This window comes from Litorilituus lipolyticus, from assembly GCF_006439335.1.
GTDB lineage: Bacteria > Pseudomonadota > Gammaproteobacteria > Enterobacterales > Alteromonadaceae > Colwellia > Colwellia lipolytica.
In genome coordinates this window covers 22,030-35,604 of record NZ_SAWY01000025.1, presented here as the reverse complement: position 1 = coordinate 35,604, position 13,575 = coordinate 22,030, and the positions used below count along the sequence as shown (strand labels likewise).

Sequence of the window (13,575 nt, the reverse complement as noted above, 5' to 3'; positions counted from 1 at the left end):
ACGCCAAACGATGATTTCAATGGCACGGATACCTTCACCTATACCAATGCAGAAGGCAATACGGCGACGGTCACGGTGACGGTGAACCCAGAAAATGATGCGCCAGTATTTAAACATCCTGATGGTAGCGATGCGAGTAGCTATACCTTTAATTACAATGAACACTCATCTGCAGACCATATCATTGGTACTGTTGAAGCAGTAGATGTAGATGGCGATAATATTACTTATAGTATTATTAGTGGTAATGATAATAATTGGTTCGAAATTGATTCGAGCGGGAACATCAGTTTAACTTTATATGGAGCGCAAGCTGCTGCTAATGATTATGAAATATTTGATAATATTCATCATCTGGTTATAGGGGCAAATGATGGTACGGTTACGACAGAAATAAATGTGACTTTAAATGAAATAAATTTAAACGATACATTAAACATAAGTAATGCAGTTTCAAGTGATAGTGATGTGCGTGTTAATTCAGACCTTGATTTAGCTAATAATATCACACACATCGGTAGTATTAGTGGTTTATTAGAGGATAACTTACATATTGAGTTGCAAGGACAATTGGGTTTAACCTCAAATAAAGCTGATGTTACTTACCAATGGGATGCTGCATCTAAAACGTTAACGGCACAAGCTAATGGTGATGTTGTTTTTACAATTAAGATTAGTGAAGACAATTCTAGTTATACTTTCACACAATTTGCTCCAATAGATCATTTAGGAGAAAGTGCAGAACAACTAACAGCAAGTTTTACCGCTGTAATTCAAGATGATAATGGTAAGGAATATTCAAAAACTAGTTTTGATATCGTCATTACGGATGATAACCCTGAAACGAATTCAGATGATGCTATTTCACTTTCTAATGTTGCTGGTAATGAGCAGTCAGGTATTCTTGATGATGTAGTTTCCAATGATCTCACTTCTGTTGAGTGGGATATGGGTACTTTACCAACTAATCTTGTTTTCGATGGTTATCCTGTTACTTATATTGATAATGGTAATGGAACATTAACAGCAATGGCTAATGGCCAAGCTGTTTTTACGATAACTATTGATACTAGCGATCTAGATGACAATGGACACCCAAGTTATAAAATTGAGATGCTAAATACCTTAGGTAAATTAGGTGTTATAGATTCAAGTACAGGCAGTGGTACTGAGATTGGTGGTGGTAATATAAATCAGTTAATCCTTGGTTTTGATAGTTATCTAGTAAATACATTATCAGGAACAGGACCAGATAAAAATGGTCAGATAGTGACGCAAACGGTCAATTCTAAGAATGGCTACCTTGCAGTGGGCGATCAATGGATTGAAGCTAATGAAACTCTTTATATGTCATTTACTCAGCCAGGAAGTGATTCTTCAGGTGAAATAAGAGGGTTAAGTTTTATAGTTGATGGCCAAGGTGGCCCTTCAGAAACTTATACTGTTATTTGGACAGTTACGGCTGCAATAGATGAACATGGTAATACGGTAACTTACAGCGGAACTTTCAATGGTTCTGGCGACAGTAATTTCAGTATTCCAACCACGTATATAGATGCAAATGGTTTAGAACAGTCAGTATTGTACTTTACTGATTTATCTATTCAGCAATCAGGTAATACTGGTTTTAGGATAGGTATTTCTGGAGTTGAGGCAAATAATTATATTGATGATATTGAAGGGTTAAACTTCGGTTACTCACTTGTTGATGCTGATGGTGATAAATCAGATGGTAATTTGGTTGTCGATTTAACAAATGACAATGCACCAATAGCTGTTGATGATGGCGGCCCGTCTGAAACTGTGTGGGGAAATAATTTAGTTAACAATGGTGATGCTGATTCTGGCAGCTTAAGTGCATGGTCTGTTTCCAATGGAACACTACTTTCTGAAGAATATGGCTCATTTATAAATGAAAACCCTAATACTGCAAATGGTGAGTATTTCCTTGCTCAAGGTGATCATGTGGTAGCGAGCCAAACTATAAGTCTGAATAATGAAGTTCGTTTTAAATTATCAGCTGATCTTGGTTCTAGACTTACAGATACTGCAGAATTAAAAGTCGTATTCAAGGATGTTAATGGCAATATTGTTGGTGAATTTACTACAGATCCAAAAACTCAATTGAATTTTATGCAGTGGTTTGAGTTAACAGGAGATATTCCTGCTAATGCTGTATCAGCGACCATAGAAATGCATATGTATGATAATAATTCAGATGGCTGGGCTGAAGGTTTCTTTGATAATGTATCTTTTGTCACTGGAGAAATTAGCGCCGAATATACAACAGCTGAAGATGCCGCAATCACAGTTGATGTGTTGAATAATGATTATGACTTAGATGGGGATGCTATTTATATTACACAAATTGCCGGTCAAAATGTGAGTGAAGGTGATAGTGTTGAGATAAAACAGAACGGCGTTGTTGTTGGCTTAGCCAGTTTAGTCGGTGGGAAAATCGTATTTGTGCCATCACAAGCATTACAACTTCTTAACGATGGTGAATCAACCGAAGTTAACTTTGCATACACAATTAGTGATCAATCCAGCTCGGGTAATAATCAAACTGATAGTGCTTCAGTAACTATTTTAGTTACTGGCTCAAATGATGCGCCAATTTTATCTTCTCTAGATGATGGAGAGGTATACGAACACGGTTTAGTTGACGGTAATACTAATTCAGGCACTGAATTTACCAGTGGTAGCTTCTTTATTCAAGGTGGAGATATTACTGGTCTTGAAATAGCTGGGCAATCGATATCACTTACTGATCTTGCTTCAAATGCAATTTCTGTTAATACCGGGAAGGGGGTAATCTCGATAACTGACTTTAATACCAGTACAGGTGAACTCAGTTATACTTATCAACTTTCTTCAGCGTTGAAGCACAATTCTGGTGATATTATTAATGACACAATCACAGTAAGAGCAACTAATAATCTAGGTACTATTAATGCTAGTTTCAATATCGCTATTCATGATGATAGTCCAAGCTTATCAGGCGGCAGCCAAAACATTATTTTTGGTGAACAAATAACCAATGTAATTATTGTGCTTGATGCTTCGGGTAGTATGGCACGGGATATGAACGGTAACAGTATTGCATCTGGTGATACAACAACGCAAAGCCGAATGGACATTGCTATCGCAGCTATTAAGCAGTTGATAGAAGCTTATGACGATCTTGGTTCAGTCAATGTTCAATTAGTAAGTTTTAGTAGCTCTAGCAGTAGCTATACTAATGCTGCTACTAATGGTTGGTTGAATTTAGCAGATGCAAAAGCGTGGTTAGATAATATTGAAAACACCACTGCTAATGGTGGTACCGATTATGTTCTTGGCCTACAAACTGCCATGAATAATTTCGTTCCACCAAATAATTCTGGTCAAACATACTCATACTTTATTTCAGATGGCGAACCTTATAACGATCAAAATAAAGCCGATGCCTTAGCATTTGAAGATGATTGGGAGTTGTTTTTAGCTAATAACAATATTAATGAATCTTACGCTATTGGTATGGGCAATGTGCCTACTCAATATCTTGATATTGCAGCACATGCAGATGGTGAAGACACCAATACAACCTTAGTGTACTCAGCAAGTGATATGGCAAATCACTTACTTAATACAGTAAATATCGAGAAAACTGGTAGTTTATTAATTGATATTGAAACAGGTAATAATATTATCGGTGCTGATAGTGATGGCGCGAGTTTAACGTCAATTGTTATCGATGGAAAAACTTACTATGCATCAGATGCAACCAATGGTTTACTCACTATAATTACTGCCAAAGGTGGTGAGCTAAGTGTTAATTTTAATGATAACACTTATTCTTATTTAGCTAAGGGTAACTCTAATGGTAGCCAAGATTATATTGAATCATTCTATGTAAACTTAATTGATGGTGATGGTGATGTTGCTTCAGCAGAGTTTTCAATTAATGTGGGTTTCCCATCGCATTCAGAAAATAGTGATGATACTGACGTGTTATACGGTAGTGAAGGTGCTGATACCTTTATGGGGTATGGTGGCGACGACGTATTAATAGGACTTAGTGGTCATGACACGCTAAATGGTGGTTTAGGTGATGATTTACTTATGGGTGGTTCTGGTGATGATGTATTAATTGGTGGGGCTGGTAATGATAAGTTAAGAGGAAGCTCCGGCTCTGATACCTTCTATTTTGGTAGTGATTCAGCTGATAACAGCATTGATACCATAGTTGATTTTGAAAATGGTGATACCCTAGACTTATCTGATTTACTGGAAGGAGAAAGTGCAACGGCTGATAATTTAGCAGAGTATCTTCAATTCTCATTTGATGGAACTGATACAGTAATTAGTATTGATAAGGATAAAGATGGTTCAACAGATCTTACGATTAAGCTAAGTGGTATCGATTTATTAGAAGGCTCGCATGATGATGCTGCCGTTATTCAAAAGCTACTTGATGAGGCAAAATTAACAGCGGGTTAATGCTAAGTACCCTATTAACTCGATAATGGGGTACACCACTTGTTTAATATAAGAATAATTAATGACGACTAATCAAAATGATTTGGCTCAAGGTATTGAGCTTCAGACAAGGCATAAAGATCCCCTTTTGGGCTGTTTAGTCTTTTTATCTAAGTATTATGGGAAACCATTCTCAGCTGATGCGATGAGTAGTGGCTTACCACTCGTGGATGGTAAATTGACACCTGAGCTCATGCCTAGGGCCGCTTTACGTGGCGGAATGGAAAGTAAGCTTGAGAGAAAAGTATTATCTGAATTGCCAAAGCTGATGTTGCCATGTGTTCTCTTACTCAAGGATGGGCGAGCATGCGTGTTAATTTCATGCTCTAAATCAAAAGAGAAAGGAAATGCAGAGTCTGAGTATGAAAATGATAAACTTGAGATTGTCTGGCCTGAATTGCCTTCGAGTCATGAAATTATTGACAGAGAAACCCTAGAACAAGAATACTCTGGTTACTGCTTTTATATACGAAAACGTTATCGGTTTGATGAGAGGTCAAAGCAAACCCTAAAAACCAATAATGAACATTGGTTTTGGGAAACCTTACGTCGTTCTATTCCAATTTATAAAGATGTGCTTTTAGCTGCATTATTTATTAACTTGTTTGCCGTTGCTTCACCGCTTTTTGTGATGAATGTTTATGATAGGGTTGTACCAAATAATGCCATAGATACACTATGGGTGTTGGCAGTTGGTATGATTATATTGTTATTGTTTGATTTTGTCTTAAAGGAAGTTAGGGCTCACTTACTAGAGATTGCCGCAAAAAAATCTGATTTATTACTTTCATCAAGAATATTTGAGAAGGTATTAAATCTTAACATGTCACATAAACCAGCTTCGGTAGGTGCTTTTGCCAAGCAAGTTCAAGAATTTGAATCTATTAGAGAGTTTATAACCTCTGCAACTATTGCTGCTATTCTGGACGTGCCATTCTCACTATTGTTTATGGTTATTATTGCTATTGTTGCCGGTCCACTTGCTTGGGTACCTTTCTTCCTTGTCATTATTATGATGTGCTTTTCGTTTTGGATGAAAAACAAAATAAAATTTGAAGTGGAACAAGGTAGCCGCTATTCGGTTCAAAAAAATGCCCACTTAGTTGAGTCATTACAAGGAATTGAGACAATTAAGCAAACAGGTGCTGAGAGTCAATTTCAGTCCAAGTGGGAGCAGTTAGTTGGCAATATTGCTAGCTGGAATATTAAAGTTAAAAAATATGCGACCACTGTGGGTACCTTCAATGGTTTGTTAAGTCAGTTATCTACGGTATTTATTGTTATTTTGGGTGTTTACCAAATCAGTGAAGGTAATATCAGTATGGGCGCGCTTATTGCGGCTGTAATGTTAAGTGGCAGAGCTCTTGCGCCCTTTTCTCAGGTTGCTTTATTGATCACTCGTTATAACCAAGCTAAATCTGCACTAATCACACTTGATGAGATTATGAAATTACCTGCTGAAAACATGGAGCGTTATTTACATCGAGATCACTTTAAAGGTGATATTACCTTCGATAATGTTACTTTTGCTTACCCTGGAAGTGAAGTGGCTGCTGTTGCCAATGTTAGCTTTTCAATAAAAGCTGGAGAGAGGGTTGCCATCATAGGTCGTATAGGTGCGGGTAAAACATCAATTGAAAAACTATTGATGAATTTCTATCAACCTAATGAAGGCGCCATTCGTGTCGATGGCATTGATATTAAGCAAATCAGCCCAGCTGACTTAAGACAAAAAATTGGCTGTTTAGCTCAGGATATTAATCTATTTTATGGCACGATTAGAGATAACATAACCCTAGGCGTTCCTCACGTTGATGACGAACACATAATGCGTGCTGCAAAGTTAGCAGGTGTGAGCCAGTTTACTGATGGTAGCCCTGAAGGTTTAGATAAACAAGTTGGTGAGCGAGGGCAAAACTTATCAGGTGGTCAACGCCAAGCTGTAGCACTGGCTAGAGCACTATTGTTCAATCCACCTATGCTTGTTTTAGATGAACCCACCAGTAATATGGATAACTACTCTGAAGCTCAAATTAAAAAGCAGCTTAGCGTCATAACAAAAGACAAAACTTTTTTATTAGTCACGCATAAGGCGAGTATGCTTGCTTTAGTTGATCGAGTATTAGTCATGGAACGAGGACGATTGGTTGCTGATGGACCAACAGATAAAGTATTAGCCGCGTTAAAAAGTGGTCAAATTAAGGCGAGTTTATAGTGAGTAAGTCTTCTAATGTCGATTTAAATTATATTGATGATATTAATGCTGCCTTGCTACTTGCAGCACCTTATAAATCGCGCTTGGTGTTATATATTATTTGTGGTTTTTGTTTTTGTTTTTTGCTGTGGGCAGGTTTTGCTTCACTTGATGAAGTGACTGTAGGTGATGGCAAAGTCATTCCATCATCACATGTGCAAATTGTTCAAAACTTAGAAGGGGGCATTTTAGATAAAGTTTTTGTCAAAGAAGGCCAACAGGTAACTAAAAATCAAGAACTCATGCGTTTAGATGATACTCGCTTCTTAGCTGATTTTAGAGAGAAACAACAAGAGTTTATGTTGCTTAAGGCGATGTCTGCAAGGTTAAGCGCAGAATTGGCTAGTGTGCAATGGTCAACGGATATTGCTGGAATTAATTGGAAGCAACAATTTCAGATTATTGAACAAGCTCTAGATATAACGAAAGAAGAGCAAGAAAAGTACCCCAAAATTTACCGAACGGCTGTGGCTAGCTTCAAAGCAAATGTCAGTAATTTATCTAAGCAAGTTAAAGTATTAAATCATCAAATTGAGCAAAAAGAGCAAGAGATTGAATCAATTAAGTCTCGTTTAAAACATGTCAGCACAAGTTATGAATTGGGTTTGGAAGAGCTCAGGCTAACAGAACCCCTTGCTGATAAAGGTGTTATTTCACCTGTTGAATTCTTAAAACTAAAGCGTCAGATAAATCAGCTTCAACAAGAAGTTGAAGAGGCAAGACTGGCATTACCACAAAGTAAAACTTCTTTGCGTGAAGTCATAAGTAAACGACAGGAAGTTGTCAGCCAATATCAAAAAGATACCCAAGAGACCTTAACCAAAGTGCAAGCTCAGTTAGCTCAATTGGTCGAAAAACAAGTAAATTTAAAAGATAAAGTATCAAGAACCTCTGTACTCTCTCCGGTATCAGGAACAATTAAAACCATTAATATCAACACCCAAGGTGGTGTTATTCAGCCTGGCATGGACTTACTTGAAATAGTGCCTAATGAGGACCAGTTACTCATTGAAGCTAAAGTGTTACCCAAAGATATTGCCTTTTTAAGACCAGGATTAAAAGCTGTTGTGCGCTTTAGTGCCTATGATTTTGCGATTTATGGTGGATTAGAAGGCACACTTGAGCATATTAGTGCTGACTCAATTGAGGATGAAGAAGGCGATAGTTATTACTTAATTAAAGTGCGTACGAAAGAAAATCACTTAAGTAGTAAACAAGATGAAAATAAAGCCTTGCCTATCATTCCTGGAATGACCGCTTCAGTTGATGTGATGACAGGTAAAAAAACAGTTTTGGCATACTTACTTAAGCCAATTCTTAGAGCGCATAATAGTGCTTTAAGAGAAAGATAATTAAATATTTGTAATAAGAGAAAGAAATGGAAATGAGAAATAATAGGAATATCCTGAGTACAGTACTATTGGTTGGCTCTATCTTTAGTCAATCACTTGCTGCTCAATCACTTGAGCAAGCTGTAGAAATGACTTTGATTACCGAACCTCAAATTGCAGAAGCATTTCATTTATATAGAGCTAACTTGCAAGATGTTAGAGAAGCTAAGAGTGGTTATTTACCTTCTGTAGATTTGCAAGCAGGTTATGGCTATGAACTAACAAACAGTCCAACAACTCGTATTGTGGGAGATGATAAAAGAGAGCTTAGAAGAGGAGAGCTTTCCGTATCAATTCGACAAAAATTATTTGATGGTTTTGCGGTTATGGATAACGTGCAGCGCACTCAATTTGAAGCCACAGCTTCTCAATATGCGTTATTTGGTTTAGCGCAAGAGCGAGCATTAAAAGTTGCTGAAGTATACTTAGCGGTACTCGAAACGAAAAAAATTCTACAACTATCTGAAAGAAACTTTGATAAGCATCAGCGAGTTTATGAGCAGATAAAAGAACGAGTAGAGCAGGGGTTAGGCTCAAGTGCTGATTTATCACAAATTGAAGGCCGATTAGCAAGAGCCAAAGTTAATGTCATTTCTTCAGAACATAATGTGCTTGATGCAGAAAGTCGTTTTATGGAAGTAGTAAATAAAGAACCACAAGATTTAGTTTGGCCAGTCTCCGATGAAATCCTATTACCTAAATCTTTAGATGATGCATTAACAGTTGCAAGGCGTGAACACCCGATTTTGCTTTCGGCGTACAGTGATGTTCAAGCTGCAGGAGAGCAATTAGAGTTAAGCAATAGTAATTATTATCCGAAATTTACCTTAGAGTTAGGCGCATCACATAATAATAATGTTGATGGAACTCGTGGTTATAATGAAGATATAACTGCCATGTTAAGAATGCGATATAACCTATATTCAGGTGGTTCTGATAATGCCAAGAAATTGAAAGCCGCATATTTGAAAGAGCAAAGTAAGGATATTTATGCGCAATCGATGAGGCAAGTAATACAAACAACAAAATTATCTTGGCGAGCAGAGCAGTACCTCGAGAAACAATTTCCCCTGTTACAGTTACATGTTGATTCAGCAAAGGCCGCACAAAAAATCTATGAAGAGCAGTTCTTTTTAGGTAAGCGAAGTTTATTAGATTTACTCGATACTAGTAATGAGTTGTTTGAGGCGCGTAAAACATATACATCAGTGGAGCATTCTCAGTTGTTCGCGCAATACCGTATTTTAGCGGCAATGGGTAAATTACTTGATGCATTAAGAGTAGAGAAGCCAAAGCAATGGAGTAAAGGATAATGTTTAAAAGTAACAAGCATTTATTATCGATATCCCTCGTTGCATTATTGGCCGCATGTGCAGGTTCACCCGATGTGACTTATGAGTCATCGACTACTGTTTCACTTGCGGATGATGATCATGATGGTGTTATTAACGCGCGAGATTTATGTCCAACAACGATTAAAGGAGCTGAAATTAATAATGAAGGCTGTGGAGAAGTTAAAACATCAGTTGTGTCAGTAAATTTAAAATTATTATTTGATAATAACTCTTCTGTGATTAAAGCAAATTATTTATCTGAGCTTAAGAAGTTTGCTCATGCTATTAAGCAAAGTTCATCTGAACTTTTGGTTGAGTTAGAAGGACATGCAAGTGCTGTAGGCAGTGCTGAATATAATTTAGTGCTTTCACAAAGGCGAGCTAATAGCGTAAAAAAAGCGTTAATTGAAAAGTTTGCTGTGGAGGAAAGTAAATTAACCGCTGTTGCTTTTGGTGAAAGTAAACTCGTTGCCTCAGGTGATAGTGAAATGAACCATAGCCTTAACCGTCGTGTAGTTGCGCATATTCAAATTAATAAACAAGAAGATTTATTACGCTGGAACATTTATAGTACGGAGAATGATTAGTTTATTTACTTTCAGGTAAATTAGAGTATATGGCCAAAGATACGAGTAATTTTATCATATTGCTGTTGATCTGCGTATTGTGGCCATTACTTGCTGTCAATCAACAAAAACTGCTTGATTGGGACGCCTTAGAAATCAAACTAATTAATCAATATGGTGAAAACTCAGGAAAAAGGTTACGAGCTTGGCAAGCTGTATTAAACGATCAAACACTTAGTACTGAACTTGATAAATTAAAGCGTGTAAACCGTTTTTTTAATTTACTCAACTTTGTGGATGATGTGCCTTTGTGGGGTAAAAAAGACTATTGGGCAACCCCGCTTGAGTTTATCGGCGCTAATGCAGGTGACTGCGAAGACTTTAGTATCGCCAAATACTTTAGTTTACTCTCTATGGGAATTAGCGAAGAAAAAATGCGTATTACCTACGTTAAAGCGCTCACACTTAATCAATACCACATGGTATTAGCTTATTATCCCACCCCAAATGCTGTCCCGCTAATACTAGATAATATTAACGGTAAAATTTTACCCGCGGATCAACGAAAAGATCTCATTCCTGTGTATAGTTTTAACGGTGAAAATTTATGGTTAAGTAAAGCGAAAGGCCAAGGTAAATTGGCCGGAAAATCAAGCCGCTTAAAAAGCTGGAATAAGTTACGGGAAAGATTTAATAATACTGAGCTAGGTAAGCCACTTTATATTCCATAGTTTATTTTTTAGTAAGGTTTTATTACATCTAAAGCATATTAAATTTGCCCTTTAATTAGCTTACATAAAGCGCTTTAGGTGCTTGAATATAGTCACCTTGGCAACCATCACAAGCTAGTGACTTAACGACATTTAGTACGTTTTCGTTCTCAATATGACATGCAATTACGTTAATGCCAAGACCATGACAGATTTGATTTACAGCTTGAACAAAGTGAGCATTGTCTTTGTTAAGGTCAATATCTCTAATATAACTTCCATCTATCTTAATAAAATCTAAATCTAAGCCATTGATGTATTTAAACGATGTTAGGCTAGTGCCAAATCTCTCAATACTAATGCCAATATCTAATGCTTTAAATTGATGAATATGCTTGCTAGCAAGATTGATGTCTTTTAGTAAAGCCACTTCATTAACTTCAAAATAAACTTGGTTTCTACACTGATTATTTTCGCTGATAAAACGTGTTAACCACTGACAAAAATTTTCACTTAACAGTGACTGTTGACTCAGGTTTATTGCAATAGGCGCTGACATATCAGGTTTGACTAATTTTGCAGCAGCGGTAATTAGTTTTATATCGAGCTGTTCGGTGAGATTAAGTCTTTCTGCCATAGCAAAAAGTTGGTTATTTGGAATAATATCCTGTTGGTAATAAAACTTTGCCAGCAGTTCGTTATAGAAAGGTTTTTCTAGGTATGCTGAATGCTCGTCTTCTTGCTCTTTAAGCTCACATTTTTGAACCGGTTGCACTAAGAACTCAATACGGCCTGATTCAATAAGCTCATTTATCAAGGTGCTCCATTCTTGCAAGCCTAATGATAACCCCGAAGTTTTATCTAAGGTGTACTCTGGCTTTCTTAACGTGGATGTTTGTTCGGTAAGCAATGAATCTAAACTGATCAGTAATGATTTTAATAAATCTGACTTTTTATATGAGGTAGAAACTAGCTTAGCGAATCCATTCGGATATTCTTCAGTATTTAACTGTTCAAACCTTGTAATTACCTTTTGCAGCTCATCTTGACAAAGAGATAATGGTAGAGGTATCGATACGATAAAGCTACCACCATTGATACGGTAAAAGGTAAACTCTGAAAACTGCTCGAATGCTTCTTTTACTATTTTTACTACTTGCAATACATAGGCATCACCGGCTTGATAGCCTTGGCTTTGGTTGATATCACGCAAAGATGCAAGTTCTAATAAAATGACTGTACCGATACTATCGTCATCGATCTCACTTAAATGATGAGTAAATTGGCTATCAAAAGCTCTTCGATTGCCTAAACCTGTAAGTTTATCTATATAGGCTTCTTGGGTGTGTTTTTCTGCTTGATTAGTGAGTGAGTTGAAGTTCTTTTGGACATTATCAACCATGATGTTGAGGGCATTAACCACCACATTAAGTTCACGCGTAATAGATTGTTTTTTATTGATATTAAACTGCTTTTTGCTTACCGCTATGGCTTGTTGCTCAACACGTGCAAGCGGTTTAAGTACAGCATTTAATATAAAGTACGCCAAGACTAAACTGATCACTAATATGATTGAAAATGCAGCGGAAGCTTTGAGAGCATATTGCCAAAGTTGATAATATGAGGCGCCAGCATGGCTAGTCACAGAGAGTGAAGCTGCTATACGCCAACCAGTATTAATTTTACTTTCTCTTGTAGGTGGAGAAAGCTTAAACATATCAATAAACCAATTGGGTACGGTATCAACAGTTTTTGGTGCTTCTCGGCTTAATATAACTTGTTGGGTATCGGTGTCAGTTAACACCATTTCAGCATAATAACCTGAGTCAAATATAGCTGAGACCATGGTTTCAACAATGATGATATCTTCACTTGCCAAATAAGGGGCAATAGAAAGACCTAAGCTCGTTGCGGTATCTTGAGCATGGCTACTCATTTGTTCATTTAAATACTCTTTGGTGTGATCAACACTCACCAATAAGGTGCCAAAAAATGAAACAATACCTAAAAATATGACTAAGCCATAAATTTGTGTCTTTAAGCTAAACCCTTTTGCTCGACTACGGGGCATAAGATGAAACCTTGTTTATTAATAGTACAGCTGCAAAGTTTTATTCTACCTGCTGTTGAGCTATATGTGTATATATTTGCAGGTAAATACTTTGTGTTGGCTATTTTGAAATATAAAAATATGGAGGTAACCTTGCTCTTCACACGCTTTATTATCATAGGTCAATACATGGTGGCACTTCCTTCCATAAAATGTATTTTCTTTGAATTGGCTAACGTTAGCAAAAGCACTTATTAGGAAACGCAATGACTTCTATCCCTGACTATATGACATCAAAACACAGAGAATGTGATGACTATTTTACCGAGGCGGAAAGCGCTGTAGCAAAAGACAATTGGTCTGAAGCAGAAACAAAGTGGCAATTGTTTTCTGATGAATTTGCTCAGCATTTAAGCCAAGAAGAGGAAACCTTATTCCCACAATTTGAGCAAGCAACAGGTATGACTGCAGGGCCTACACAAGTAATGCGCATGGAGCACCAACAAATGCGTGCCTTAGTACAGGATATGAACAATGCTCTAGAAAAGAAGCTTAAAGACGAATATTTAGGCTTGTCTGAAACCTTGATGGTAATGATGCAACAGCATAATATGAAAGAAGAAATGATGCTTTATCCGATGATGGCGCAACATCTAACTAATGGAGAACAGCTTATTTCATCGTTTGAAGCTAGCTAGATATTAATCTTATACCATCAGATAAACGGTATTTCATAGCAAAGGGGAGCC

The 13,575-nt window shown here is 37.0% G+C and carries 8 protein-coding genes; 7 read left to right on the top strand and 1 reads right to left on the bottom strand.

All coding sequences use genetic code 11. From position 1 onward, the window contains the following. From EPA86_RS11825 to EPA86_RS11800, 6 genes are all read left to right on the top strand, one after another. The coding region (locus EPA86_RS11825) for a type I secretion C-terminal target domain-containing protein (RefSeq protein ID WP_140603871.1) at positions 1–4,482 on the top strand (4,482 nt) is incomplete at its 5' end. A 61-nt stretch (positions 4,483–4,543) separates the two neighbouring features. Further along, a complete protein-coding gene (locus tag EPA86_RS11820) occupies positions 4,544–6,736 on the top strand; it encodes a type I secretion system permease/ATPase (protein WP_140603869.1) in 2,193 nt (730 codons plus the stop codon). After that, on the top strand, positions 6,736–8,127 hold the full coding sequence (locus EPA86_RS11815) for an HlyD family type I secretion periplasmic adaptor subunit (RefSeq protein WP_246058378.1): 1,392 nt from the start codon (positions 6,736–6,738) through the stop codon (positions 8,125–8,127). Before EPA86_RS11820 ends, EPA86_RS11815 begins: the two co-directional genes overlap by 1 nt. A 26-nt stretch (positions 8,128–8,153) precedes the next feature. After that, positions 8,154–9,479 (top strand): TolC family outer membrane protein, encoded by a 1,326-nt coding sequence (locus EPA86_RS11810; protein WP_140603865.1) that lies wholly within the window; start codon positions 8,154–8,156, stop codon positions 9,477–9,479. Further along, positions 9,479–10,087: an OmpA family protein gene (locus EPA86_RS11805; RefSeq protein WP_140603863.1), complete on the top strand. Its 609-nt coding sequence runs from the start codon at positions 9,479–9,481 to the stop codon at positions 10,085–10,087. The genes EPA86_RS11810 and EPA86_RS11805 overlap by 1 nt, the downstream gene beginning before the upstream one ends. A gap of 29 nt (positions 10,088–10,116) precedes the next feature. Beyond that, on the top strand, positions 10,117–10,797 hold the full coding sequence (locus EPA86_RS11800) for a transglutaminase-like cysteine peptidase (RefSeq protein ID WP_140603861.1): 681 nt from the start codon (positions 10,117–10,119) through the stop codon (positions 10,795–10,797). A gap of 55 nt (positions 10,798–10,852) precedes the next feature. Here the strand turns inward: EPA86_RS11800 and EPA86_RS11795 are convergent, their stop codons facing one another. Then, positions 10,853–12,847 carry a bifunctional diguanylate cyclase/phosphodiesterase gene (locus EPA86_RS11795; RefSeq protein ID WP_140603859.1) on the bottom strand — a complete coding sequence of 665 codons (1,995 nt, stop codon included), beginning with the start codon at positions 12,845–12,847 and terminating at the stop codon, positions 10,853–10,855. 245 nt (positions 12,848–13,092) lie between these two features. Between EPA86_RS11795 and EPA86_RS11790 the strand changes: the two genes are divergently transcribed. Beyond that, positions 13,093–13,524 (top strand): hemerythrin domain-containing protein, encoded by a 432-nt coding sequence (locus tag EPA86_RS11790; RefSeq protein ID WP_140603857.1) that lies wholly within the window; start codon positions 13,093–13,095, stop codon positions 13,522–13,524. The last annotated feature ends 51 nt before the right edge of the window (positions 13,525–13,575 follow it).

Coding starts and splice junctions, on each gene's coding strand:
- EPA86_RS11800 (WP_140603861.1), top strand. CDS start 10,117: ATGGCCAAAGATACGAGTAATTTTATCATATTGCTGTTGATCTGCGTA.
- EPA86_RS11820 (WP_140603869.1), top strand. CDS start 4,544: ATGACGACTAATCAAAATGATTTGGCTCAAGGTATTGAGCTTCAGACA.
- EPA86_RS11810 (WP_140603865.1), top strand. CDS start 8,154: ATGGAAATGAGAAATAATAGGAATATCCTGAGTACAGTACTATTGGTT.
- EPA86_RS11795 (WP_140603859.1), bottom strand. CDS start 12,847: ATGCCCCGTAGTCGAGCAAAAGGGTTTAGCTTAAAGACACAAATTTAT.
- EPA86_RS11805 (WP_140603863.1), top strand. CDS start 9,479: ATGTTTAAAAGTAACAAGCATTTATTATCGATATCCCTCGTTGCATTA.
- EPA86_RS11790 (WP_140603857.1), top strand. CDS start 13,093: ATGACTTCTATCCCTGACTATATGACATCAAAACACAGAGAATGTGAT.